The sequence below is a fragment of the Bdellovibrio sp. genome (genome assembly GCF_047637665.1).
GTDB lineage: Bacteria > Bdellovibrionota > Bdellovibrionia > Bdellovibrionales > Bdellovibrionaceae > Bdellovibrio.
Genome location: NZ_JBLJBT010000027.1, coordinates 39,653 through 62,604, shown reverse-complemented (window position 1 = coordinate 62,604; position 22,952 = coordinate 39,653). Strand labels below are relative to the sequence as shown.

At 46.9% G+C, this 22,952-nt stretch carries 26 protein-coding genes and 1 tRNA gene; 16 read left to right on the top strand and 11 right to left on the bottom strand.

Annotation, left to right across the window (positions count from 1 at the left end):
• Positions 1-214 precede the first annotated feature (214 nt).
• The 7 genes from ACM64D_RS09855 to ACM64D_RS09825 all read left to right on the top strand — a co-directional run bounded on the left by ACM64D_RS09855 (position 215) and on the right by ACM64D_RS09825 (position 3,732).
• Complete coding sequence (locus tag ACM64D_RS09855; RefSeq protein ID WP_415063041.1) at positions 215-757, top strand: hypothetical protein; 543 nt, start codon at positions 215-217, stop codon at positions 755-757.
• A gap of 104 nt (positions 758-861) precedes the next feature.
• Positions 862-1,074 (top strand): hypothetical protein, encoded by a 213-nt coding sequence (locus ACM64D_RS09850; protein WP_415063040.1) that lies wholly within the window; start codon positions 862-864, stop codon positions 1,072-1,074.
• Positions 1,071-1,454, top strand: coding sequence for a type II toxin-antitoxin system death-on-curing family toxin (locus ACM64D_RS09845; protein WP_415063039.1), 384 nt, complete (start codon positions 1,071-1,073; stop codon positions 1,452-1,454). The genes ACM64D_RS09850 and ACM64D_RS09845 overlap by 4 nt, the downstream gene beginning before the upstream one ends.
• A 283-nt stretch (positions 1,455-1,737) precedes the next feature.
• Entirely contained in the window at positions 1,738-1,875 is a 138-nt protein-coding gene (locus tag ACM64D_RS09840) for a HepT-like ribonuclease domain-containing protein (RefSeq protein ID WP_415063038.1), read from the top strand.
• A 50-nt stretch (positions 1,876-1,925) separates the two neighbouring features.
• Positions 1,926-2,600, top strand: a complete 675-nt coding sequence (locus ACM64D_RS09835; protein WP_415063037.1) for a transglycosylase SLT domain-containing protein — start codon at positions 1,926-1,928, stop codon at positions 2,598-2,600.
• On the top strand, positions 2,578-3,093 hold the full coding sequence (locus ACM64D_RS09830; RefSeq protein ID WP_415063036.1) for a hypothetical protein: 516 nt from the start codon (positions 2,578-2,580) through the stop codon (positions 3,091-3,093). Before ACM64D_RS09835 ends, ACM64D_RS09830 begins: the two co-directional genes overlap by 23 nt.
• 171 nt (positions 3,094-3,264) lie before the next feature.
• Positions 3,265-3,732, top strand: a complete 468-nt coding sequence (locus ACM64D_RS09825; RefSeq protein ID WP_415063035.1) for a YaiI/YqxD family protein — start codon at positions 3,265-3,267, stop codon at positions 3,730-3,732.
• A gap of 17 nt (positions 3,733-3,749) precedes the next feature.
• Here ACM64D_RS09825 and ACM64D_RS09820 read toward each other — a convergent pair whose 3' ends face one another.
• Together ACM64D_RS09820 and ACM64D_RS09815 are read right to left on the bottom strand one after the other, a co-directional pair.
• Positions 3,750-4,268 (bottom strand): YaeQ family protein, encoded by a 519-nt coding sequence (locus ACM64D_RS09820; RefSeq protein WP_415063034.1) that lies wholly within the window; start codon positions 4,266-4,268, stop codon positions 3,750-3,752.
• Positions 4,269-4,415: 147 nt separating this feature from the next.
• Positions 4,416-4,492 (bottom strand) — tRNA-Asp (locus ACM64D_RS09815).
• A gap of 167 nt (positions 4,493-4,659) precedes the next feature.
• Between ACM64D_RS09815 and ACM64D_RS09810 the strand changes: the two genes are divergently transcribed.
• The 4 genes from ACM64D_RS09810 to ACM64D_RS09795 all read left to right on the top strand — a co-directional run bounded on the left by ACM64D_RS09810 (position 4,660) and on the right by ACM64D_RS09795 (position 7,187).
• Complete coding sequence (locus ACM64D_RS09810; RefSeq protein WP_415063033.1) at positions 4,660-4,935, top strand: heavy-metal-associated domain-containing protein; 276 nt, start codon at positions 4,660-4,662, stop codon at positions 4,933-4,935.
• 106 nt (positions 4,936-5,041) lie between these two features.
• Positions 5,042-5,449: a response regulator gene (locus ACM64D_RS09805; protein ID WP_415063032.1), complete on the top strand. Its 408-nt coding sequence runs from the start codon at positions 5,042-5,044 to the stop codon at positions 5,447-5,449.
• A gap of 74 nt (positions 5,450-5,523) precedes the next feature.
• A complete protein-coding gene (gene orn, locus ACM64D_RS09800; protein WP_415063031.1) occupies positions 5,524-6,054 on the top strand; it encodes an oligoribonuclease in 531 nt (176 codons plus the stop codon).
• Complete coding sequence (locus ACM64D_RS09795) at positions 6,054-7,187, top strand: DNA alkylation repair protein (protein WP_415063030.1); 1,134 nt, start codon at positions 6,054-6,056, stop codon at positions 7,185-7,187. Before orn ends, ACM64D_RS09795 begins: the two co-directional genes overlap by 1 nt.
• A 352-nt stretch (positions 7,188-7,539) precedes the next feature.
• Here ACM64D_RS09795 and ahcY read toward each other — a convergent pair whose 3' ends face one another.
• From ahcY to ACM64D_RS09780, 3 genes are all read right to left on the bottom strand, one after another.
• A complete protein-coding gene (gene ahcY / locus ACM64D_RS09790; protein WP_415063029.1) occupies positions 7,540-8,931 on the bottom strand; it encodes an adenosylhomocysteinase in 1,392 nt (463 codons plus the stop codon).
• A gap of 44 nt (positions 8,932-8,975) precedes the next feature.
• A complete protein-coding gene (gene map, locus ACM64D_RS09785) occupies positions 8,976-9,740 on the bottom strand; it encodes a type I methionyl aminopeptidase (RefSeq protein WP_415063028.1) in 765 nt (254 codons plus the stop codon).
• A gap of 157 nt (positions 9,741-9,897) precedes the next feature.
• On the bottom strand, positions 9,898-10,293 hold the full coding sequence (locus ACM64D_RS09780) for an SWIB/MDM2 domain-containing protein (protein ID WP_415063027.1): 396 nt from the start codon (positions 10,291-10,293) through the stop codon (positions 9,898-9,900).
• 236 nt (positions 10,294-10,529) lie between these two features.
• Here ACM64D_RS09780 and ACM64D_RS09775 point away from each other — a divergent pair, with 236 nt between their 5' ends.
• From ACM64D_RS09775 to ACM64D_RS09765, 3 genes are all read left to right on the top strand, one after another.
• On the top strand, positions 10,530-10,937 hold the full coding sequence (locus ACM64D_RS09775) for a J domain-containing protein (protein ID WP_415063026.1): 408 nt from the start codon (positions 10,530-10,532) through the stop codon (positions 10,935-10,937).
• Between the two features lie 116 nt (positions 10,938-11,053).
• Positions 11,054-13,528, top strand: a complete 2,475-nt coding sequence (locus ACM64D_RS09770) for a tail fiber protein (RefSeq protein WP_415063025.1) — start codon at positions 11,054-11,056, stop codon at positions 13,526-13,528.
• Positions 13,529-13,577: 49 nt separating this feature from the next.
• The gene (locus ACM64D_RS09765) at positions 13,578-16,802 is read left to right on the top strand and encodes a fibrinogen-like YCDxxxxGGGW domain-containing protein (protein ID WP_415063024.1); all 3,225 of its coding nucleotides are present in this window, start codon (positions 13,578-13,580) and stop codon (positions 16,800-16,802) included.
• A 26-nt stretch (positions 16,803-16,828) separates the two neighbouring features.
• Here ACM64D_RS09765 and ACM64D_RS09760 read toward each other — a convergent pair whose 3' ends face one another.
• Together ACM64D_RS09760 and ettA are read right to left on the bottom strand one after the other, a co-directional pair.
• Positions 16,829-17,674 carry a DUF4010 domain-containing protein gene (locus ACM64D_RS09760; protein WP_415063023.1) on the bottom strand — a complete coding sequence of 282 codons (846 nt, stop codon included), beginning with the start codon at positions 17,672-17,674 and terminating at the stop codon, positions 16,829-16,831.
• A 19-nt stretch (positions 17,675-17,693) separates the two neighbouring features.
• On the bottom strand, positions 17,694-19,364 hold the full coding sequence (gene ettA / locus ACM64D_RS09755; protein WP_415063022.1) for an energy-dependent translational throttle protein EttA: 1,671 nt from the start codon (positions 19,362-19,364) through the stop codon (positions 17,694-17,696).
• Positions 19,365-19,514: 150 nt separating this feature from the next.
• On the opposite strand from ettA, the gene ACM64D_RS09750 reads away from it, so the two are divergent.
• Complete coding sequence (locus tag ACM64D_RS09750) at positions 19,515-19,775, top strand: hypothetical protein (protein ID WP_415063021.1); 261 nt, start codon at positions 19,515-19,517, stop codon at positions 19,773-19,775.
• Positions 19,776-19,782: 7 nt separating this feature from the next.
• Here ACM64D_RS09750 and ACM64D_RS09745 read toward each other — a convergent pair whose 3' ends face one another.
• From ACM64D_RS09745 to ACM64D_RS09730, 4 genes are all read right to left on the bottom strand, one after another.
• Complete coding sequence (locus ACM64D_RS09745; RefSeq protein ID WP_415063020.1) at positions 19,783-20,106, bottom strand: BolA family protein; 324 nt, start codon at positions 20,104-20,106, stop codon at positions 19,783-19,785.
• 5 nt (positions 20,107-20,111) lie between these two features.
• Positions 20,112-20,693 (bottom strand): hypothetical protein, encoded by a 582-nt coding sequence (locus tag ACM64D_RS09740; protein ID WP_415063019.1) that lies wholly within the window; start codon positions 20,691-20,693, stop codon positions 20,112-20,114.
• A gap of 10 nt (positions 20,694-20,703) precedes the next feature.
• Positions 20,704-21,633, bottom strand: coding sequence for a ParA family protein (locus tag ACM64D_RS09735; protein ID WP_415063018.1), 930 nt, complete (start codon positions 21,631-21,633; stop codon positions 20,704-20,706).
• A gap of 72 nt (positions 21,634-21,705) precedes the next feature.
• Positions 21,706-21,972: a hypothetical protein gene (locus ACM64D_RS09730; protein WP_415063017.1), complete on the bottom strand. Its 267-nt coding sequence runs from the start codon at positions 21,970-21,972 to the stop codon at positions 21,706-21,708.
• A 207-nt stretch (positions 21,973-22,179) separates the two neighbouring features.
• Here ACM64D_RS09730 and ACM64D_RS09725 point away from each other — a divergent pair, with 207 nt between their 5' ends.
• Positions 22,180-22,878, top strand: coding sequence for an RluA family pseudouridine synthase (locus ACM64D_RS09725; protein WP_415063016.1), 699 nt, complete (start codon positions 22,180-22,182; stop codon positions 22,876-22,878).
• The last annotated feature ends 74 nt before the right edge of the window (positions 22,879-22,952 follow it).

Here is a 22,952-nt window from a genome sequence, read left to right as displayed (position 1 = left end):
CTCCGGTCAAAGTCGCTGGGTAATTAAAGGCGGACAGAATCGCTGGGTAGTTACATAAGGCCCCAAGCGGCCTTTTCCGTAAAGATGTCTAACCCCTAGACAGTCTCTAACTCCCTAAACATCATTATATGATTTTAGACCATAAACTGACGGCATAAAACTTGGATGGATACCCTCTGGAGCTCTTGGAGAGCTCTTTAGGGAGTATCTAAATATGAAAACCTTCGTTCTGACAGCGATCATGATGCTTTCTTTCAAGGTCTTTGCTGCTCCAGATTCAAATGTCTGGTTCGATTCCCGTTACGCCAGCTTTGATGGAACCGTAGAAATCGACTTCGGTAATGGCAGTAAAATAGTTCGAACCTTCAGACCCGCAACACGGGATGAGGCCGACCAAGTATACTCCATCACCAAACGTAAAAAAATGATGATTCCCCTTCTTAAAGACGACAATAAATTTGATGATCTCGCCACAAAAATTTTCGTCAGCGAGGACCTTAAATCTTGGATTATGATTGGCAAAGACAGTCACATGACCCAGTGGAGTGAGACCCGCTATCTTGTCATCCGAGACGATGTCTTTAAACAACTGAGCTTGGGCGAACCGTTTGCCGCTTACCGCATTCAATCTTTGAACAACTCAAAGATCGTTTTACTAGACATCAACAATCAAGCTTTTGAGGTTCGAATAAAAGGAACCCAGGGTTTCCTAGGCGAGCCTCTGCCGAGAATGTTATCTTGTTCTGTAGCTCTTTAAAGGGATTTCTCGGATTATGCATTTTCCAGCCCTGTTATCCCTGAAAAACCGGTCACAACTGCAATTCTTGACATTTCATGAAATTTCATGATATTATCTCAATCATGAAAGCTATCAAGTTTGCTACCCAAATTGATGAAAAGGTTCTTAAAGATCTGAAATCTTACGCAAGTGCGACCGATAGAAGCATTTCAAGTGTGGTCAGCGAGGCCGTCGCAGAATATCTGCAGCGCTCTAAATTACGTCCTGCTTTTCGTAACGCTATGGATGAGATCTTGGATGAACATGAAGAGCTTCTCACTCGATTAGCAAAATGAAAACAGTCCTCTACCCCACTCTTTCTGAAACCTTAGAATTGCATGTGCGCCTCATAGAACGCTTTGGCGGCAAAGAAGGCGTGAGAGATATGGGGCTGCTTGAAAGCGCCCTTATGCGTCCACAAACAGGTTATTACAAATCACTGTCTCTTCAAGCCGCTGCTCTTTTACAAAGCCTCACGCAAAATCATTCGTTTATTGATGACAACAAGCGAGTCGCGTTCGCAACCAGCGCCATTTTCTTACGAATGAATGGCTATCGATTAAAAGTCGACGCTGATAACGGCGAGTCCTTCATTATTGAGCGAGTCATCAAAAATAAAGCAGATATTGAAGAGATCGCAGCTTGGCTTGAAAAACACATGAAAGCTGTGAAGTGATGCAAAAAATTTTGATTACATTGGCGGCAATTTTGGTTTTTCCGGACACCGAAAGAATATAGATGATATCATTCTATATCTAGAAAAATTAGAGACGAGCAAAAAGGACCTCTCGGGCTCCCAAATCGACTACTATCTGAGAAGCTTGTGTGCATTTCTGAAAAAAGCACCCGATTCGTTTGATCAAACAAAGATGCTAGAGAAAATGCATCCCATGATCATTCTAATATGCACTGGAAAAACATTCTGACAAAATCAGCTCTCACTTCCCGGACGAAATTAATTGGCCAGCGATCAAGGCCTAAGAAATAGAGTTGCCCACACCTATGCCACGATAGACGCTGGTATGATTTGGATATTCGCGAATGAGAAACTCACTGCAATTGAAATTGCAGTATCGCGAATTCTTAAAAAGAGATAGGAGCTATAATGTAATTTGTATTTATAATCGGATTATGATTTACTTATTGCATGCCGAAAGCATCCACAAGGAAAGTCACAACCGTTCACGAACATAAAAGACGAGTAAAACCCAGTCTCAAAAATCCAAAAGGCATCACGCTTGTAGATCAGCACTTACGAAGAATCCCCGGCACATATTTGGATCCATTTGAGATACAGCGCGTTTTCTCTGAATATGATCGAAAGAATATCGTATATCCTGCAGTTGGAAAGCTACCGGAATATAAAGAAAAATCTGATAAATTCGATAACCAGATCGCAGTTTGGACGGATTACTTTAACAAAAAATTTAAAATAGATCCGCCACTTGAACCAAACGTCGTGAAGGCCCTCATCGCTAGTGAATCGAGCTTTAATTCCTCCGCAAGAACAAGAGTTGCCATCGGAATTGCGCAAATCACCAAAAGCACTCTTAAGATTCTTCAGGACCCAAATGGTGAAGTTAAAGAATTCATTTTCGGAAAAATTCGTCAAAAGGATTTAGAAAATCCTGACATAGCGATACCTATGGGCATCAGATGGCTTGCCTGGAAGCGCGAGAGGGCGATGAATAAGTTAGGTCGCGCACCAACCAATGAGGAAATCATTCTTGAATACAAAGGACTTCTGAAAAGCAAAAGTGCTTATAAAAATTCAGCATTGGAAAAATACAGGACCTCTTATGCATCACTCACAAAGAAATAGCATACTTTACGTCTCTCTCCTTCTATTAACTGGATGTGCAACATCGACATACAATGCTCGCAAGCTAACTAACTCGGGAACAGAGATTGTTGCATCATCCGATAGGATTCTTGTCCAATGCGAGTATCAAGATGGGTATGATGGCGAGGTCAAAGAGCCTTACGGATTTATGATGCATGTTCTGGACGCAAAAAAAACAGTCTTAACGTTAATTGTCGAACCAGTTTTGGAAAAGAAAGACTGCTTTCAAATTATGGATGCCACCAATAAGATTCTAAGTAAATCAAAGGTCGTACATATTGGTTCATTTTCCCCCATATCAGGAGTGCCGAAAAAATCAGACGACAGATATACTTTTCCTGGAATTGGAACCTTCCAAGGAAATGGGCATGTGCTCAATTACCAAGCTATTTGGAGTGACCGTGGCCAATGCTACGATATCGACTCCGAAACTAAAAAACCATGCCCACGGGATGAACTTAAAGGTCTATAGTCATAATGCAAACAACGCTTGCAGCCTGTAGGCAAGATTCGCGCATCGGGATTTCTTTGGTGGGCTTTCTAAGATGCTGCAGCGCCTGATTTATTAAGCTCTCTTTTTGCGTTCTTCTCGGTGGGATCTCCAATCCTTTGCCATGATGACGTATTCAAGGTAATTTAGTTGGTGTTGGAAAATAAAAATGAGATTCAAATCTACATCGATGCGGATGCATGTCCTGTTAAAGAGGAAACCTATAAGGTTGCCGCTCGCTACAAGATTAAGACTTATGTCGTCGCCAACAGTTATATGAGAGTTCCACTGGATCCGCTCGTAGAAATGAAAGTCGTCTCGGGAACATTTGATGTGGCCGATGATTGGATTTTTGAAAGTGTCACCGATCGCGATATTGTGATCACAGCAGATATTCTGTTAGCTGAGCGTTGCGTGAAAAAGAAGGCGCGAGTCCTTGGCCCGAAAGGTGCGGAGTTTACTGACGATAATATCGGCTCCGCAGTCGCTAGCCGTGAGCTTATGCAAAATCTCAGACATATGGGCGAAATGCGAGGCGGCCCGGCTCCGATGGATCAAAAAGCCCGTTCACAGTTCTTGGGAAAATTAGATCAGATTATTCAATCGCTGAAGCGGGGATGACTCCGCGAGCTTCTCTATCAATGAGACACCACTTCACCCGTGATTGTCTCAGTACCAATCGTCACATCACACTGTCCCTGTTGAACCAATAGAGACCAGCGATTGTTTTTTTCGACTCGTGCGCTGAGACTTTCTAAAAAAGCGGGCGCTACTGAAAAGATATTAATTTCATTGGATCGATGAACTTCGCTGGTACGAATTTCACTAATCAGAGCTTGAGGATTTTTATAGGTGAAAACGATGACTTCTTTTGCTGCCTTGGTTGCTTTGTGAAGTTTACGGGCAGAGGTGTTGCCGATTTCAATCCATAGATCGATGGAGTTGTGAGCTCCTAGCTTTCGCAAAGCAGGCGCTTCGGGATCCGAGAGGCCACCTGGTGTGAACTCGAGGCCATCTTGGTAAGTCAGGCAATAAGCAAGAACCCGTGTGAGAAGATAGGGATAGGTTTCGGAAGGATGCTGAGCCACACGGAAATCGAGTGATTCGTAAACGCCGCGATCGATGTCTGATAGTTCGATTTGGAAACGGTGGAGCAAATAAAACCTCGATTTTTGTCTGGCCACCGCAGAACTACGGCTCGTTCCAAAACCCGAAAAATAAAAAAGGCAGCCTTGCGAGCTGCCTTGATTTTTCTTTTGATTCCAAACACTTGAGGGGTTTTACCATCTACTTCGAAAAGTAAATGGCGGGGTGGACGGGACTCGAACCCGCGGCCTTCCGCGTGACAGGCGGACGTTATAACCAACTTAACTACCACCCCACATCGATTTGGAGAATCTTTTATAGCTACTCTGGACCCGCAATTCAACAAGATTCTTTAAAATATTCCTTAGCATGGTGTTTAATGCCCTTATTTTGGGCACCTAGACCTCTTGGAAATACCCAAAAACGGGTATACTGTCATTTAAAGACTCAAAGGAGGCCCCCATGAAGAAGGCTTTTATCATTGCAACCTTGCTTATCTCCCAAACTGCCTTGGCAGAAACCATCACTTACAACATCGAAGGAATGCACTGCAATTCCTGCGTCCGCTCCATTAAAGCGCAAGTTTGCAACATGGAAGGCCTGGAGAAGTGCGACGTGAGTATGGGTAAACTTGTGATCTCACCAAAAACTGGAATCAACATCTCTCAAGATCAGATTCAAGCTGCTGTTACAAAAGCTGGTGAATACAAAATCACTGGCTCATCAAAAAGCAAATAAGGTTTTTTAGAAAAGAGCCCTCTTTACTAAAAACTCCTAAATAATTTTACCGACTCACCGGCGCTCTGTCGGTGACGTCGCAAATCAACTTTGTCATAATCAACCTATGACGAACACAGCCCCCACCCCAAAAAAAGGACGCCTTCTTATCATCGATGATGAGTCCGAGCTGCGTGAAGTTCTTATTGCCCTACTTGAAACCTCGGCCTCTTTGATTCAAGAGGCGGCCAATGGTGTTGAAGGCATTGAGCTTCTGAAGACACAACAGTTCGACGCCGTCCTTTCAGACGAAAAAATGCCCAAGAAGTCAGGTATGGACGTTCTGAAGTGGATGCGAGAAAATGGCATTAACACTCCCTTTATTATTCACACGGGTTACGGGCAAAAAGATATTGTCTATGATGCCCAAAGGCTGGGAGTATACGCCTTTGTCAGCAAACCCTGGGACGAGCGAGCTTTAATTCGCACCATCGAGGAAGCCCTTCGCTGCGGCATGGAGCAACAGAAAGACTAAAGCCCCCTTGTCACAACCTAAGGATTCCCTCATTATAGAACTTTCGGGTCAATGACCCTAGAATAGGAATCCCCATGCAGAAACTTTTTTGGCTTGATATGGAGATGACAGGTCTCGATGTCGAAAAAGAAGTGATCATCGAAGTTGCCGCGATCGTCACCGATCTCAACTTTAAAGAACTCGACACTTTTGAAACTGTGGTGAAACAACCGCAAAAATACCTCGACGCCATGGATGCTTGGAATAAAGAGCATCACAAGAAATCCGGCCTGACGGCCAAAGTTCCCAACGGCATGGAGCCCGATCAAGTCGAGGCTAAACTTGTGGACCTGGTAAAGAAACACTTCCCCGATCCTAAAGACCGCCCCGTCCTTGCGGGAAATTCGATCATGCAAGATCGTCTTTTTATCAATAAGTACATGCCAGATCTGGCGGCGCGGTTGCACTATCGCATGGTGGATGTTTCATCGTGGAAAGTGATCATCAACAACAAGTTCAACTATATCTACGAGAAGTCCAACAAACACCGCGCTTTGGAGGACATCCGCGAAAGCATCCAAGAGCTTCGCCACTATTGCGACAAGATGAGCTTTGATAAGAAGTAATGCCACAGAAAAAAGAAGACGCTTCAGACTCTGCCTTTAAGCACTGGATCAATGCCGATTTGGTCGAACGGATAGCGACGCACATTCAGCATCACCACCCGTCTTTCAATCGCAAAGAGTTTGTAGCGTTAACCCTGCATCTTCAAAAGCTTGAACTCAAACCTCGTGTTCAACTGATCTGCGACTACTTAAAAAAATATTTGCCTGAAGACTACAAAAAAGCCCTCGGCATTCTTCTTAAAGCCACAACGACCCCCAGCCCCAAAGCCAAGCCCCTGACCGGGTTTGATCTTTGGGCCGTCACAGAATACGTACATCGTTATGGTCTTGAAAACTTTGAGGAGTCCATGGAGGCTCTTCATGAACTCACGCAAAGATTCACTGCCGAGTTTGCCATTCGTCCTTTTCTAATTCATGAAGAAAAGAAAACACTCAAGGTCCTGCACCAGTGGAGCCAAGATGAAAATCATCACGTGCGCCGTTTGGTTTCAGAGGGCAGCCGTCCTCGACTGCCCTGGGGTGAGCAACTGAAATCGTTCATCCAAGATCCTTCTTCGACACTGGAACTTCTAGAAAAATTAAAATACAACGAAGAACTTTACGTCAGAAAATCCGTCGCGAATCACCTCAATGATATTTCTAAAGATCATCCCGCTTTAGCGGTAAAGACAGCGAAAAAATGGCTGAAAGAAGCGCCAGAAAAACACAAAGAGAAAATAAGCTGGATCGTCAAACACGCTCTAAGAACTTTACTAAAAAAGGGACACCCCGAAGCTCTGAAACTTTTAGGTTATAAAACGACGGGGAAACTTCAGGTAAAAAATCTAAAACTCTCTGCCAAAAACGTGAAAATCGGCAGCTCCCTCGAGTTCTCTTTTGAACTCACCAGCACCCACCCGGCTCAAGTCATGGTGGACTATTTAATTCACCACAAAAAATCCAACGGAGAAAACAAACCCAAAGTTTTCAAACTCACCAGCAAATCCCTGAAAACCGGAGAGTCTCTGAACATAAAAAAGAAACACTCTTTCAAACCCGTAACCACAAGAAAATACTACCCCGGCACCCACTACCTAGAAATCATGGTCAACGGCCAACTTCTAGCCAAAACCCCGTTCACTTTAAAAGAATAACAACTCTCGATAAAAAGATCTCTGCTCTTCAAACAAAAACAAATCCCAAACCCAACAACCCTCCCCAACACACACACACGAAGACACAATTCCAGCGCTTTGGGCTTAAAAAAGAGGGGCTGCCGGGCCTTGCAAAACCGAGTTCCGCAGCGCCCGACACCCCAGCCACAGCAATCAGAAGACTAAAAAAATAAAAAAAGGGAGCCAAAAAGGCTCCCTTCGCGCGAGGAAAAAATGGCCATGACGGCCATTTTTCGCGAAGTCCGAAGGATCGAGGGCAGGATGCCCTCGACACTGTCCGAGCGTTTTGCAAGGCCCAGGCCCCCCTTTTTAAACCCAAAGCGCGGGTCAATTAGTATCGATAGTGCTCAGGCTTGAAAGGCCCCTGAGGACTCATGTGCAAGTACTTCGCCTGCTTAGAAGAAAGCTTCGTCAACTTCACACCCAATTTATCAAGGTGAAGAGCCGCCACTTTTTCATCCAAGTGCTTTGGAAGTCTGTAAACAGCGATATCTTGATATTTATCTCTGTTATTGAACAACTCCATTTGCGCCAATACTTGATTCGTGAATGAGTTACTCATTACGAAGCTTGGATGCCCTGTCGCACAACCCAAGTTCACCAAACGACCCTTAGCAAGAACGATCACTTGTTTGCCGTTCTTCATCGTGTGGATGTCCACTTGTGGTTTTACTTCGCGGATCTTTGAGTTTTTGTTCAACCAAGCCATATCGATTTCGATATCGAAGTGACCGATGTTACAAACAATCGCGTTGTTTTTCATTTTGTTGAAGTGCTTGTCAGTGATGATGTCGCAGCAACCTGTTGCCGTCACAAAGATGTCGCCGACAGCCGCAGCTTCGTCCATCGTCGTCACTTCAAAACCTTCCATCGCCGCCTGTAAAGCGCAGATAGGATCGATTTCAGTCACAAGAACGCGTGCGCCCAGGCCACGCAAAGAGTGCGCAGAACCTTTACCGACATCGCCGTAACCCGCAACCACACAAATTTTACCAGCTACCATCACGTCTGTAGCACGCTTGATACCGTCTGCCAAAGACTCGCGGCAACCGTACAGGTTGTCGAATTTAGATTTCGTCACAGAGTCGTTGATATTGATCGCTGGAACTTTCAATTTGCCGTTCTTCAAAAGAACTTCCAAATTGTGAACGCCGGTTGTGGTCTCTTCAGAGATACCGATGATCTTTTTCATTTCTTTGGCGAAACGAGGCTCATGCATCATGTTGGTCAAGTCACCACCATCATCCAAGATCATGTTAAAGCCGTCTTTACCCCAACCTGTGATCGTTTGTTCGATACACCAGTTGAACTCTTCTTCCGTCAAACCCTTCCATGCGAACACAGGAATGCCCGCCGCCGCAATTGCAACAGCCGCATGGTCTTGAGTTGAGAAGATATTGCAAGAAGACCAGCGAATTTCTGCACCCAGCTCTACCAAAGTTTCAATCAAAACGGCAGTTTGGATTGTCATATGAAGGCAACCAGAGATGCGAGCACCTTTCAAAGGCTTCTGTTTGCCGTACTCTTTACGAAGAGCCATCAAACCAGGCATTTCTGTTTCAGCAATCTTGATTTCTTCACGTCCCCACTTCGCAAGTTTTGCGAAGACTTCAGGATTTTCCATCGCCTCTTTGCAGACTTTGAAATCACCAGCAGGAGCTTTCGTCGTTGTCTTAGCGTTTTTTTTCATAGCGGACTTTCCATTCGTTGTCGTTAATGACATTGATTTACCCTTGTTATTAATAATGTAATTTATAGTTAATTCAATTAAGGAAGAGTTAGTATCTCATATCCCGTATCAGTCACAAGCACCGTGTGCTCAAATTGCGCTGACAATAGACCATCCGCAGTATCGTAGTACTTGATACTCGACCCGGGGATGGCAAATTCAACAACCTCATCCGTTCCTTGGTTGACCATAGGTTCCACCGTAATGCAGTGGAATGGCACCAAGCGGTCGCCCTTCCCTTTCTTACCGAAAGAAGGAACAAACGGCTCTTCGTGGAACAGACGCCCAACGCCATGTCCCCCGATCTCTTTCACGGTCGTGTACCCTTTGCGAGTCACTAGCTTATTGATTTCAAAACCAATGTCCCCGGTAAATCCATTGGGAGTGATCGCCTCAATCCCTTTGTCACGGGCCATCAGGGCCGTCTCTACGAGATCTTTTGCCTCATCAGAAACATTGCCAATCATATACATCTTGGAGGTATCACCAAAAAAACCATCAATCCACGAGGTCACATCGACGTTGATAATATCCCCGTCCTGGAGAATGGTCTTATCATCGGGAACGCCATGACACACAACCTGATTGACCGAGGTACAGGTGTACTTCGGATAACCGTGATAACCGATACAAGCCGATTTAGCCCCTCGACTGAGCATAAAGTCGTTGGCAAGCTCATCGATCTCATTGGTGGTCATTCCGACCTTAATGTATTTATCGAGGTAGGTCAGAGTGTCGGCCGCAATACGGCAGGCAATAGTCATTTTTTTGATTTCTTCTAATGAAAGCGGCTTAATTCCCATAGGGGCATTTTATAACACAGAGGCCCCACCTTGGATAGACCAAAGGAATCTAAAACATAAAAATGCAGGGAGGGCCAAGGACCTGCAAAGCAAAAAAAAAGCCTAGGTGTTACCCTAGGCTTTTTGAATCTAGTTCAGCTTTAGGCTGATTCTAAGACTATTTCAAGTGCTTAGAAACAAGCTTAGTCATATCGAACATAGAAACAGTCGTTTTACCGCCGAAAACTTCTTTAAGTTTTGCATCAGCGTTGATGTTTCTTCTGTTTTTAGCATCTTGAAGACCGTTCTTCTTGATGTAAGCCCAAAGTTTTTTAACAACTTCAGTGCGAGGAAGTGGAGAAGCACCAACAACTGCTGCCAAAGCTGCAGAAGGAGTCAACGCTTTCATGAATGCTGCATTTGGCTTACGAGCAGATTTTGCTTTTGGAGCAGCTTTTTTCGCAGCTTTTTTAGGAGCAGCGGCTTTTTTTGGAGCTGCTTTTTTAGCAGCTTTTTTTGGAGCAGCTTTTTTAGCTGCAGCTTTCTTTGTAGTAGCTTTCTTAGCTTTCGCCATTCTAAATTCCTCCGTTAGGTTTTTAGTCTCGTTTATACGAATGAGCTTAGTGTGTATCTAAGTCGAGTCGTTTGTCCAAAAAAAAATGCAGGTAAATTCATTTTTTTTGCATTTTCCCCTAGGGAAATCAGGTTTTCCCCTCTAAATACGCCCTTTTTCACAGGGAAAAAGGCTATTTCTCGAGGGAAAACCCCTTCTGGACTGCGGAATCCAGGGGGTGCGCCGATAAGAATCACATGAGTTTTCAAGCAAGCTTTAAGCAAATTCTACGAGAGAAAATGGGGTCACAGACCTCTTCTTCCGAGGGAAAAAGCGCTTTTACTGTGAATGAAGACCCCGCCCATCTGGCTTATTTGCTGGGACAAATCAGTCGCTTAGAAGTCCATTCCCCCCGAGGACATTATCCCCCTCCCAAAGTTCGTCCTCAACGAAAAGCCCATAACTTCACCTCAGCACAACGACTCTCTTATGAGTTCCTAAAGTCTTGGATTCATGATCTCAACGAAGGTTACACCGGCTCTGAGCTTAAGAAAGCCTTCCGTCAGGCGGCGATGATCCTTCACCCTGACCATGGTGGAAGCGCGCAGCAATTTCTGGAACTCAAAGAGCATTACGAAACTCTGCAAGGGATTTTTTCTAACTAGAGCCGTTCTCAGAGATTACATCGCAGAAATGCCAGATGAGCTCAAGGCTCGCTCCTCTATGAGACAACAGGGGCGTGCTGTTAAGGTTTCAATAAAAGATACCGAATAATAACCCTATGAATATCCTGAACGTCCTTTTTTATTCATGCACCCTTCTTATGGGGGCCTTGGCGTGGGCCACCCCTGGAAGCCTCACCTATCAAGGACGCATCAAAGGACTTGATGGAGCCCCTCTAGAGATCAACGGCGTTCAATTTGAATTCTCAATCACCAACCCAACTGGGACCTGCATTATCTATAGAGAGAAGTCCAATTCTATAGATATGCGCAACTCCGGCGGCGTCTTTGATGTTCCGATTGGCACGGGTTCCCAAGACTTCCCCATCTCAACAACCTTTAAACTTCTGGATGCCTTCGATAACTCCAAAAGTCTCGACTGCGAGGGGGGTGGCACCTATTCTCCGGTCATCGATGACAAACGCCTGTTGCGCGTACAGTTCTTTGATGGCTCTGGCTGGAAGCTGATCTCGCCCGACAGTGAAATCCGTTCGGTCCCCTATGCGGGGCACGCCAAGACCGCGCAAAAGCTGGGTACCAATGTCGCGTCGGACTTTGTTTTAAAATCGAATATTCCCCTCTGTGCGGCAGGTACTTACTTACGTCACATCGCGCCTGCAGGGACCTTTGAATGCACAACACCCTCAATTTCAGGCGGTAACGTCAGTGGAAATATCTCAGGAAACGCCGTGGGCTTTACGGGAGCTCTGACCGGGGATGTCTCTGGAACTCAAAGTGCCACAAGCGTCGACAGAATCAAAGGCGTCTCTGTTGTCATGACAGGAATCGACACGGGAAAAGTCCTTAAGTACAACGGCTCTCAATGGGCTCCGGCCGACGACTTAGGCACCACGGGGGCCCTCACGGGTCTTACCGGAGACGTGAGTTCTACAGGAGCCCCCACGGCTACAGTGACAATCAACAACAGCGCCGTCTCAACAGGTAAGATCGCTGATGCCGCCGTGACCACCGTCAAAATTGCCGATGGCTCTGTGACCTCTGCCAAAGTTGCAGACGGTACTCTTGTCGACGCCGATATCGCGGACGGGGCTGCGATTGTGGATTCAAAACTTGCGACCATCTCAACTGCCGGAAAAGTTTCAGGAGGTGCGGTCACCTCGGGGACAATCGGGGGCTCCACAGTCATCAACACGAGCGGTTTGATTCAAACATCCAACGGGGTGCGTTTATATCAGGGCTCTAAATTTGTGGAACTCAAACCTCCCGCCTCCTTATCTGCGGACCTCAGCTTTTCCCTTCCCAACACGGCGGGAGGAGCCGGGCAAGTTCTTACCAACACGGGCTCAGGAGTTTTGGGCTGGACAACACCGATGACCAGTATTTCTGCAAGCGACGTTCCTAATCTCGCAGGAGATGTGACTTCGAACGGCGGCACTTCCGGAACCAAGGTGGAAAAGATTCAAGGGTTTCCCGTGAGCACCTCAACACCTCTCAACGGCCAAACCATGGTCTCAAACGGTTCGCAATGGAGCATTCAGTACTTCGGCTTTGGCCAGTTGCGCTCCACACTCACGGGGAATTTACAAATGCCGGGATCTTGCGCTTCTGCCGACAAAACTTTGACGTGGAGTGCGATCACTGACACCTTTTCGTGCACGAACATTTCTATTGCGAACACTCAAGTCAGCGGTTTGGGCTCTGCCGCAACAAAGAACTTCGGAACTTCCGCAGGACATCTGGTTGAACTCGATGCCGGGGCCCGCGTTCCCGCCTCCCTTATTCCTCAGGGCGCGGGGGGATTCCTTGTCGACGGCGGCAATTCTACTGGCGCTGCGATCAATGTTGGAACCAATGATGCAAATGCGCTTTTTCTAGAGACTGCGAATACCGCAAGAATGACAATCGCTTCGGATGGAAATGTGGGCATTGGAGTCACCAATCCTCAGGCCAAACTGGATGTGGCTGGCGAAATCAAAGTCGGAAATAGTGCCGCCGCTTGTGACGCCTCCAAAGAGGGACAACTGCGCTACAACGCTTCGGCGAAATATATGGAGTTCTGCAACGGTAGCACCTGGGGGCAAGTGGGCGGAACCCCCGCTATTCCTTCTGGAGCCGTCCAAACCTTTGCACAAGGTGCGTGCCCCACAGGTTGGTTGAAAGCAAATGGTCAATCCGTCTCACGCACCACCTACGCGTCCCTCTTTGCGGCCATCGGTACAACCTATGGCACTGGCGATGGCTCTTCGACATTCAATCTTCCAGAACTTCGCGGTGAATTCATTCGTGGATGGGATGACGGTCGCGGCGTGGATACGGGAAGAACTCTGGGCTCAAAACAAAAAGGATCCCTTGCCGTCGGTGACGATGGCAATGGCGCAAACTCACTTTCTTTTGCAACCAGCTTTGCGACTCAGTACCAACACGATACTCCCGTCGCTGCCGACTATCCTGGCACAGCGGCCTCCTCGGCCAATGCCGAGAATGTGAACTATTACACTTTCGCCGGCGCCTCTGCTTACTTTGGAGTGGTCCGCCCCCGAAACGTTGCCCTTCTCTACTGCATAAAAGAATAGTCCTCACAAAGCTATAAAGATACTGTCAAAAGCAGCCGATAAGATAAGTATGAAAACATGGTACGTCTTGGTTGTTTCATGCCTACTTCTTCTTGGCTCATGGGCTAAAGCTATTCCCTCTTCCTTAACCTATCAAGGGCGGATTAAGAATACCAATGGTGAACCTCTCGAAGTAAATGCCGTTCAATTCGAGTTCTTCATAATGAATCCCAGTGGTAGTTGTATCATCTATCGAGAAACCTCTCACCCTATTGATATGCGCAACTCAGGCGGAGTTTTCGATGTACCCATCGGTACAGGGACTCAAGTTTTTCCGACAAGTGCAGGTTTTAAATTTTTAGATGCCTTCGACAATGAGAATTCTCTCAGTTGCGAGGGCGGCGGGAGCTATTCGCCGGTCGTGGACGACAAACGTCTTTTACGAGTTCAATTTTTCGACGGCACCGGATGGAAACTTATTTCTCCTGACAATGAGATTCGAACCGTGCCTTTTGCTGGCCACGCCAGGACCGCACAAGTTGCGAGAAAGCTAGGGGCCAATGTTGCTGCGGATTTCATTTTAAAATCCAGTCTGCCTACCTGTGCGGCGGGACAATATTTACGTCATATTTCTCCAGCGGGAAATTTTGAATGTACAACGCCAAATATTTCCGGAACCAACGTGACCGGAAATATTTCTGGCAACGCGTTGGGCTTTACCGGCACCCTTGCTGGAGATATCTCTGGCACCCAAGGCGCAACAAGTGTTGATAAAATTAAAGGGGCTCCCGTAATCATGACCGGCCTCGGTTCGGGCAAAGTTCTTAAATACAATGGCACTCAGTGGGCACCGGCGGATGACCTCGGCACAACGGGCGCTTTAACGGGTTTGACGGGAGAGGTCTCCTCTTCTGGAAGTCCTACCGCGACAGTGACCATTAACAACAATGCCATTTCCACCGCTAAACTTGCAGACGATTCCGTAACTACGAATAAGATTGCGAATGACTCTGTCAGCTCTGCAAAAATCACTGACGGCACGCTTGTCGACGCCGATATCGCGGACGGGGCTGCGATTGTGGATTCAAAGCTTGCGACCATTTCAACTGCCGGAAAAGTTTCAGGAGGTGCGATCACCTCAGGAACAATCGGGGGCTCCACAGTCATCAACACGAGCGGCTTGCTTCAAACATCCAGTGCTGTGCGTTTTTATTCTGGAGCCAACTACGTCGAACTCAAAGCCAAGAGTGGGCTTGCCAGCAATGTTCTTCTGACTTTACCCACAACTCTGGGAACCGCTGGACAGGTTTTAAAAATTAATGGCTCGGGAGAACTTTTCTGGGATAACGCCACAGCTGGATCTGTCACAAGTATTGATACCGGGACTGGCCTCACCGGAGGGCCTATCACGGGCACGGGGACTATTTCTTTGGCCAACACGACGGTCGCGCCAGGCTCTTATGGTTCAACGACTCAAGTTGGTACTTTCACTGTCGATGCTCAAGGGCGCTTGACGACGGCAGGAAATACGACACTGACCCCTGCATGGAATTCAATCACGGACAAACCCACAACTCTTGTTGGATATGGCATCACCGACGCCCTTCCCCTTTCAGCTTACGCGGGGGATTTAACAGATGCTGTGTCCTGTGCCGCAAATAAAAAACCGTATTGGAATACCCTCAGTGATAAGTGGATGTGTGCCGATATTGGTTCTCTCGATGCCTCCGCAATTACGACGGGAACGATTGATGCCAGTCGCCTGCCCGCCAGTCTGTCTTACTGGTCTTCAGCAACGGGGGGAATTAACTATGCCGGCGGCACTGTCGCTGTAGGGACGGGAACTCCGGATGGCTCAGCCCTTCTGGATCTGAACTCAACATCGCGCGGCCTCTTACCCCCACGACTGACTGCCGCCCAACGAGACGCCATTGTAAGTCCGGCCGCGGGACTCATCGTGTACAACATCACCGCACAGCAATTGCAAGTTTACGATGGAACAAACTGGATGAGTGGCAGCGGCACGGGGACTCAAGAAGTTGTTCAGGGCTCCGCTGTTAATTTAAGCAACGCCGTCAATACGGATGTTTTATCTTTAACTGTGAATTCCGGCGGAAAATATTTAATTCTCGCCTCGGGAAATTCCAACACGTCACAGCCTTGGACTTATTTTTCCATTCTTTGCTCTCTCGCAAAGAATGGTTCAAATCTTGACTCCAAACATTTTTATTATGGTGGTTCCGGAGGAGGAAGCTCCCCCGGGGTCCCGTTCGTCTTATATTCCGCGACCACAGTTAATACAGGGGATATTCTTAAGGTCTACTGCTATTCTTCGTCCGATGCCGCCACTCGAAGTTCTTATGGATGGAAAATCACGTTGCTGAATTTAGGAGTCAATAATCAGATTGGCGCCGACAATCTTGGCAACCACACGGCCACTCAGAACTTGAATATTGCAGGTTACAAACTGGTCGGTGGTGGCAGTGCCGGTTTATCAGTTGATGGTTCTGGAAATGTGGGAATCGGCACAGCAACCCCCACCGCAAAACTTGAAGTGAGTGGTGATTTAAAGCTCAGCGCCACACTTGTTTCCTGCACGGCCGCCGACGAAGGGACCATGCAATACGATGGCACTTTAAAGGTCATGAAGTTCTGCGATGGCACTTCGTGGAAACCGACCTCCAAGTTTGTTGGCGCAAGCTGCAAAGACATCTTACAAAAAGGTGGAGATTTCGGTTCGGGATACTATCAAATAGATCCCGATGGTACCGGGGGAAATGCCCCCTTCAAAGTATATTGTGATATGGAAACCAACGGAGGAGGTTGGACCCGTTGCCTAGATGTCAGAACTTCGGACTTCCCCACCATCAACACAACTTCTTGGTATAAGACTGCTTGGACTGGAACCAATGGTTACATTCGCGATTGCAGTGGCTTAACGGGGGTCACGCAAAGTTACGTGGAAGCCAATATCGACTATAGTTCTGCCGACGCAAACACCTGTCGTTATAAATCAAACGTCGTCAGTGTTTCCGGCGTCTACAACACTTCATCCAATTCCTTAAGGTACACCACCGCGGACGCAAACTCCTGTGGCGGAGTCGATATCTGGTTTATTCCTAATGATGTGAGCGTAACGACGTGTTGGACGGAACGGGTCACAGGTTTTTGGTCGAATGCCTGCGGCAATGAAGGCATTGCTTTTACCAACAACGGGGGATTTGCCACGAAACCAGCAGACACGGGGCTTTTAGACGCCTCTGGCGGACGTTATCTCTTCCAATACTGGAGATAAATACTGTCGCACTTATGGCCTTGTGACTAAAGCTGAATAAATCCAAAAGAATGAAACACCAAAAACAAAAACGCAGGCAGAAGACTTAGCAAGGCTCTGGTGCGAAATGCTGAGTTTGAGATCGCAGCAATCAGAACCCCCTTCGCGCAGTAAGAGGCCAACAAAGATATTTCCACAAGCTTTTCATACTGGGCACTGTCAATGCCATTGGAAGCATACAGTTGCGCTGAGGAAATCAAAGACCCATGCACCTCAAACAAGGACACTACAAAGGTCAACAACATCAACCCCTGACTGCCCGCCCAGAGTTGCACCGCCTTTGATGCTGCCATGATAAGAACAATGAAACCCGTCAGCTTCAAGGTCGACGTAAGATCTAAAATTTTTCCCTCGGGTGGCAAAGCATGAGATCGTTGCGGCTTCCGACGCCACAAGATCACCAAAAGACCGACCGTTATTGCAATTAAGATCGCCAAATGAATATGCACGACCTCTAAAGCAACAACTCCCCCTGCCGCAGCAAGAAAGGCCACGGTTTCAAACAACATCGCCAAAATGGAACTCTGTAAAGCGGCAATTCTTAAAGTTTGAGAGCGTTCGACTTCATGGGAGTCCTTGGCAATAGAAACCGTCGTCGCTGTACTGGACAACAAGCCTCCAATAAAGCCCGACATCAAGGCTCCGACCCTATGCCCTAAAGCTTTGGTTAGAGCTGCTCCAAAAAACTGCACCGCCGAAAGTGCGAAGAATATTAAAACAATCTTTTGAGGACGAAAAAGCCCCCACGGATCTAGAGCGAAGGGCGGAATTAGAAAGGAGGCTACGAAAAGAAGGAGCAGAAATAGTCCTGCTCCCACCCATTGTTTTTTCATATACGGTTTCTCAGAGTCGCTAGATCATTTTAAAGCGTACGCGCTTAGGGCCTGCATTTTCACCCAAACGACGCTTACGATCTTCATCGTACTCCGTAAAGTTGCCAGGGAAGAATTCAATTTTTGAATCCCCTTCAAATGCCATAATGTGCGTACACACACGATCCAAGAACCAGCGATCATGCGAAATGACCACTGCGGATCCACCGAACTCTAGAAGAGCTTCTTCCAGAGCACGCATGGTGTTTACGTCCAAGTCATTTGTTGGCTCATCCAGCAGCAACAAGTTCGCACCCTCTTTAAGGATCTTAGCCATATTGACGCGGTTTCTTTCGCCCCCAGACAACTGACCGACTTTTTTCTGTTGATCTGTTCCAGAGAAGTTAAACCAAGAAACATATTGACGAGCGTTGATCTCCCGAGTCCCCAATTGGATGACATCCGCACCGCCCGAAAGCTCTTCAAAAATTGTTTTGTTCGGATCTAACGTTTCTCGGGTCTGATCCACATAAGCAATCTTCACGGTTTCACCAACCTTGAAAGATCCGCCATCTGCTTTTTCTTTACCCGTAATCATACGGAACAATGTGGACTTACCCACTCCGTTCGGTCCAATCACGCCAACAATCGCGCCTCGAGGAATGGTGAAACTGACGTTATCCAAAAGAACCTTATGATCGTAGGCCTTGGTGATGTCTTTGGCTTCCACCACGATGTCCCCCAAACGAGGTCCCGGTGGAATATAGATCGACATCTCTTGAATTTTTTCAGGAGACGCTTCTTTGATCAGATTTTCGTAGTTAGAAATACGCGCTTTGGATTTTGCCTGACGAGCTTTCGCTCCTTGACGAATCCACTCAAGCTCGCGTTCCAAAGTTTTGGCTTTGCGAGCTTGGTCTTTGGCTTCATTGGCCGTACGCTTGTCTTTTTGCTCCAACCATGAAGAGTAGTTTCCTTTCCAAGGAATGCCCTCGCCACGATCCAGTTCCAAAATCCAACCCGCCACATTGTCCAAGAAATAACGATCATGCGTGACGGCGATCACAGTTCCTGGGAACTTTGAAAGATATTGCTCAAGCCATGCTACAGACTCTGCGTCCAAGTGATTCGTCGGCTCGTCCAAAAGAAGAATATCCGGTTCACTCATGATCAATCGAGCCAAGGCCACACGGCGCTTTTCACCACCCGAAAGATTGGTGACAGGAAGGTCTCCATCTGGACAACGAAGAGCATCCATCACAATTTCAATTTTTTGATCCACGTCCCAAGCCCCCAAAGCTTCCAATTTTTCCTGGATAGCGCCTTGTTTTTCAATGAGCTTGTTCATCTCGTCCGGATCTAAATCAGGATCGCTGAACTTGTCGTTGATAGCGTTGTATTCCTTCATCAGCTTGGGAAGTTCACCCATACCTGCAAAGATGTTCTCTTTCACGGTGAGAGCTTCATCCAAATGGGGTTCTTGCTCGAAGTATCCCACTTTCATGGTCTTTGAAGGGAAGGCTTCCCCAAGGAAATCCTTATCCACACCTGCCATAATTCTAAGCAAGGTCGATTTTCCAGATCCATTCAGACCCAAAACACCGATCTTGGCTCCGTAGAAGTAAGAAAGATAAATATCCTTCAAAACGTATCTATTTGGAGGATATACTTTACTTACGCCCTTCATTGTGTAGATAATCTCTTGAGACATGATGTCACACTCCTAAAAATCGGTATTTCGAGGTAATTTACCAGCCTAAAAATACTTGTCAAATGGAGTTCATTTTATCACACTATCGCCCCTGTGCATGAAGCACTTTCGGTAGAAAAAATAAGCAACTAAGAAGAATTTAGACAGCGAATGAGTGACGACATCTTAGAACCACAACTGCCCGAAAGGCAGAATCAATCCAAGGACTCTTCAGCTCTGACTGAAAAGAAGGAGTCCTCGAGAAAGTCCTTGTTTGGGAACCTGAATCAGGATCTTAAGCAGGCTTTGGATACGTGGGACACCCTCACGGAAGAGATGAGCCAGAAAGTCTCTCCCGAAGAAGAGCAACTTCAAGAAGTTAAAAGACTTCTGGGAGAACTCAAAGCCAAACTCAACGAATTCAGCGAATAAGAATCATCTATTTATTGGATTTACCGCCGCCGCGACATTCGGGCGATTCAAATTCAAGCTTCGACTTTTGGAGGTCCCACTCCTGAGGGGTCAGGGTTCTTTGAGTTAAAGCGTGAAGACCGCTTTGCAGCTCGACCTTCAACAACTCATTGATCAGACGCTGACGGTCCACGCGGGATTTTCCCTCAAAAGACTGAGAAACCACCAAGACTTTAAAGTGAGTTTCACTCCCAGGAGGGACTGAGTGCATATGGCTCTCATTTTCGACCTCTAGATGCAGAGGATTGAGAGCCTTTGTGAGAACATCATTAATACGGTTCGCTCTGGACATGGACTTTAGTGATTTTTCTTTTCAATTTTTGATTTTACAAACTCAAGGCCCATCTTCGCCATCGCGATGACACCTTTTTCTTCCAACTTCTTTTCGACATCCTTCGCAGTACGGAGGGCTTTGGCCGCCGCCATTTGAGCCAAAGGATTTCCTACGGGAAGTCCCTGGAATTGGCCATCATGCACCCACTCATCAGCAACCGTATCTGCCAACTCCATGACCTTCGGCGCCTTCTGACGGATCAGTTCGCTGCCGTAAAAATCAAGATGCACTTTTCCGCGGGACTCAGAAGGTTCCTCGCCGTAGGCAGGGCCTCCCTCCGCAATCATCTCGGCTTCGGCTTGAATCTCTTCAACGTAAATGCCTTCATTCTGAGCTTCGGTATTGATAGCCTCAGCCTCTTCACTAATGTCCGCCGCTTCAACTTGGATCTCTTCAGCTTGAGCCTTTATTTCTTCGGCCTCACTCATATTTTCAGACATCTCATGATGAGGACGACGCTTGTGGGGATGCTTTTCATGAGCTCCCTTCGTGTGGTTTTTGGCTTGGTGCTTTTTCTTCCCATCGTAGTGCTTGATCTCTGGCATATTATACCTCTTAAACAAATCCTAACATTTCACGGGTTACAAAATCATAGTCCGCTTTCACCGGAGACTTGCCAGCAAAAAGACTTTTGCCGGATCGCACGGTGTTTTTCACTTCAGAGGAAGTTCGAATATAGCCCTTCATCAGGGAATCTTCAAAGTCTTCAATACATCTCTGTAAAAGCTCATGGCTGGTATTTTCCCGCCCATCAAACTTTGTGAATAAAATCTTTTTCGAGAAGCTTAAATCAAAGTCGCGCTTAATATCTTCCAATTCACTGAGGTTCTTATGCAACCCGAGAAAAGCGAACTTGTCGGGGTTCACGGGCAAAATAACTTCATCCGATGCCACGGTCACCGCCGTATTCACCGCACTCAAGGCCGGTGCTGTGTCGATCAAAATCAGATCATACCGATGTTTGATTTTCTCTAAAGGCGTCTTGACGATTTGCGACCAATTGCGATTGGAGTTGAGCAAAACGCGATCCAAAACTGAATTGTTCAAAGAAGACGGAATCAAGTCGACATGAGGCTCGACAAAACGCACGCACTCTTCAATGCTTTTGCGTTTTTCGGCAATATCCACCCACACCGGAAGACTTTCATCTTCCACTCCAAGAGCAAAACTAAGATTGGCCTGTTGATCCAAATCTACAAAAAGCACTCGCGCGCCGTACATGGCGGCTCGCAGCCCCATGTTCAAAACAGAGGTGGTTTTAGCCACGCCCCCTTTGAGCATCTGCACAGAAATCACTTTTTGAGGATAAACATAACCTTCAGACAAAAGCAGCGAACGAACCTCTTCTGGCAACAACCAAGGAGATCTGATTTTCTTTTGCAGAACGGCTTCGGCCTTTTTCTTTACTTCACTGGGCGGAACTTCCATAAAAGAGGCCAAATCACTGAGGGTGATACAAAATTCCTGCTGCGCCAATGTGGACATAAGGACCTCCTTCTGGATAAGAGCCTACCGGAGAGCAGGGCCCAAGAGCAAGAGCGGCGCACAGAGTTATTATCATAGCTCTGGGGGATTAAAGTCCTCCAGATGTTGGACTTCCTGCCTTAAAAGCGACTTCATCTGCTCTACGTCCTTATCGCTCTTATAAGACCAGAGTAATTGCTCGCGCATCTTACGAAGCTGCCAGATCTGTTCGGGGGCTAACGGCCGCAGGGACTCGATCATATGGCGCAAGTGCAGATCCACTTCCCGCTTAAAATCCCCATAATCGGGATCATCTTCCTTATCTAAGAAATCCAGAAATTCAGAAATCGACGGATGCATATAGAACTCCTCACATCCCTGCTATTCTCTAGCTTCCCTCTCCCCATTTCCATTCCCCGAGGTCATTCCTGCCAACAATCACACCCTTCCTACACAAGGACGGTAGTTTTTTCGCAATTTTAGAACCCCCAAGCCCTCCCTCCACCGCCGAACACTAATTTTCGTGCATTCCCCCTCGCTCTCCCGTAATAAAGGAAGACTTTTTCTATGAGTTCATTAGGAGTGCCCATGAAGCCTGCCCAAAAACTGCCTGTTGTTGAAAAATCTAAGCACTGGCTGATCATCAACAAACCCACGGGGATTTCTGTCCATAACGAAGCTGGAGACGTTCGCAGTATCTTAAAGAAGCAGCTTCATCCTGGCACCTTTCACGACATCTACCCCGTCCATCGCCTCGACAAAGAGACCAGCGGTCTTTTGGTGGTTGCCACAGAACAAGAAGCCGCGGCTTCACTTTCTGAACAGTTTCAAAATCACAAAGCAGAAAAAATGTACTACGCCGTTCTTCGCGGCCCCATGGATGTTTCCGACGAGTGGCAAGAATGGGCCTTCCCTATTTCTGACAAGGCCGAAGGACGGAAGAATCCCCAAGGCCTTTTGAAGGACCGCATTGAAGCCAAAACTTTGTACCGAGTCCTTGAATCCAATAAATTCTTTTCGTTGGTGGAGCTTCGTTTGCTGACAGGCCGCCAACATCAAATCCGCAAACACAGTGCTTTAGCAAAACATGCCATCGTCGGCGATCCCCGCTATAATGATCCCACTTACAACAGCAAAATGGCGAAGATCTATGGCAACGATCGCATGTACCTGCACGCGTTTCGTTTAACTCTTCCTATCGGAGGACGAGTACAAACCTTCGAAACTCCCGTTCCTCCTGATTTTAAAAAGCTTTTTCAGAGCTAAAGGGGCCCGCCTCAGCTTTATGCAAGGTCGTCGACACCAGGAAATATGAGCCGACTCCAAGACAGTCGGCCTTT

Excerpts from the sequence above, each read along its gene's own strand:
- ACM64D_RS09770 (WP_415063025.1), top strand. The coding sequence starts at position 11,054 with ATGAATATCCTGAACGTCCTTTTTTATTCATGCACCCTTCTTATGGGG.
- ACM64D_RS09835 (WP_415063037.1), top strand. The coding sequence starts at position 1,926 with ATGCCGAAAGCATCCACAAGGAAAGTCACAACCGTTCACGAACATAAA.
- ACM64D_RS09780 (WP_415063027.1), bottom strand. The coding sequence starts at position 10,293 with ATGGCGAAAGCTAAGAAAGCTACTACAAAGAAAGCTGCAGCTAAAAAA.
- map (WP_415063028.1), bottom strand. The coding sequence starts at position 9,740 with ATGGGAATTAAGCCGCTTTCATTAGAAGAAATCAAAAAAATGACTATT.
- ACM64D_RS09740 (WP_415063019.1), bottom strand. The coding sequence starts at position 20,693 with ATGCCAGAGATCAAGCACTACGATGGGAAGAAAAAGCACCAAGCCAAA.
- ahcY (WP_415063029.1), bottom strand. The coding sequence starts at position 8,931 with ATGTCATTAACGACAACGAATGGAAAGTCCGCTATGAAAAAAAACGCT.
- ACM64D_RS09750 (WP_415063021.1), top strand. The coding sequence starts at position 19,515 with ATGAGTGACGACATCTTAGAACCACAACTGCCCGAAAGGCAGAATCAA.
- ACM64D_RS09845 (WP_415063039.1), top strand. The coding sequence starts at position 1,071 with ATGAAAACAGTCCTCTACCCCACTCTTTCTGAAACCTTAGAATTGCAT.
- orn (WP_415063031.1), top strand. The coding sequence starts at position 5,524 with ATGCAGAAACTTTTTTGGCTTGATATGGAGATGACAGGTCTCGATGTC.
- ACM64D_RS09730 (WP_415063017.1), bottom strand. The coding sequence starts at position 21,972 with ATGCATCCGTCGATTTCTGAATTTCTGGATTTCTTAGATAAGGAAGAT.
- ACM64D_RS09795 (WP_415063030.1), top strand. The coding sequence starts at position 6,054 with ATGCCACAGAAAAAAGAAGACGCTTCAGACTCTGCCTTTAAGCACTGG.
- ACM64D_RS09735 (WP_415063018.1), bottom strand. The coding sequence starts at position 21,633 with ATGTCCACATTGGCGCAGCAGGAATTTTGTATCACCCTCAGTGATTTG.
- ACM64D_RS09850 (WP_415063040.1), top strand. The coding sequence starts at position 862 with ATGAAAGCTATCAAGTTTGCTACCCAAATTGATGAAAAGGTTCTTAAA.
- ACM64D_RS09810 (WP_415063033.1), top strand. The coding sequence starts at position 4,660 with ATGAAGAAGGCTTTTATCATTGCAACCTTGCTTATCTCCCAAACTGCC.
- ACM64D_RS09745 (WP_415063020.1), bottom strand. The coding sequence starts at position 20,106 with ATGTCCAGAGCGAACCGTATTAATGATGTTCTCACAAAGGCTCTCAAT.
- ACM64D_RS09775 (WP_415063026.1), top strand. The coding sequence starts at position 10,530 with ATGAGTTTTCAAGCAAGCTTTAAGCAAATTCTACGAGAGAAAATGGGG.
- ettA (WP_415063022.1), bottom strand. The coding sequence starts at position 19,364 with ATGTCTCAAGAGATTATCTACACAATGAAGGGCGTAAGTAAAGTATAT.
- ACM64D_RS09855 (WP_415063041.1), top strand. The coding sequence starts at position 215 with ATGAAAACCTTCGTTCTGACAGCGATCATGATGCTTTCTTTCAAGGTC.
- ACM64D_RS09760 (WP_415063023.1), bottom strand. The coding sequence starts at position 17,674 with ATGAAAAAACAATGGGTGGGAGCAGGACTATTTCTGCTCCTTCTTTTC.
- ACM64D_RS09830 (WP_415063036.1), top strand. The coding sequence starts at position 2,578 with ATGCATCACTCACAAAGAAATAGCATACTTTACGTCTCTCTCCTTCTA.
- ACM64D_RS09765 (WP_415063024.1), top strand. The coding sequence starts at position 13,578 with ATGAAAACATGGTACGTCTTGGTTGTTTCATGCCTACTTCTTCTTGGC.
- ACM64D_RS09725 (WP_415063016.1), top strand. The coding sequence starts at position 22,180 with ATGAGTTCATTAGGAGTGCCCATGAAGCCTGCCCAAAAACTGCCTGTT.
- ACM64D_RS09805 (WP_415063032.1), top strand. The coding sequence starts at position 5,042 with ATGACGAACACAGCCCCCACCCCAAAAAAAGGACGCCTTCTTATCATC.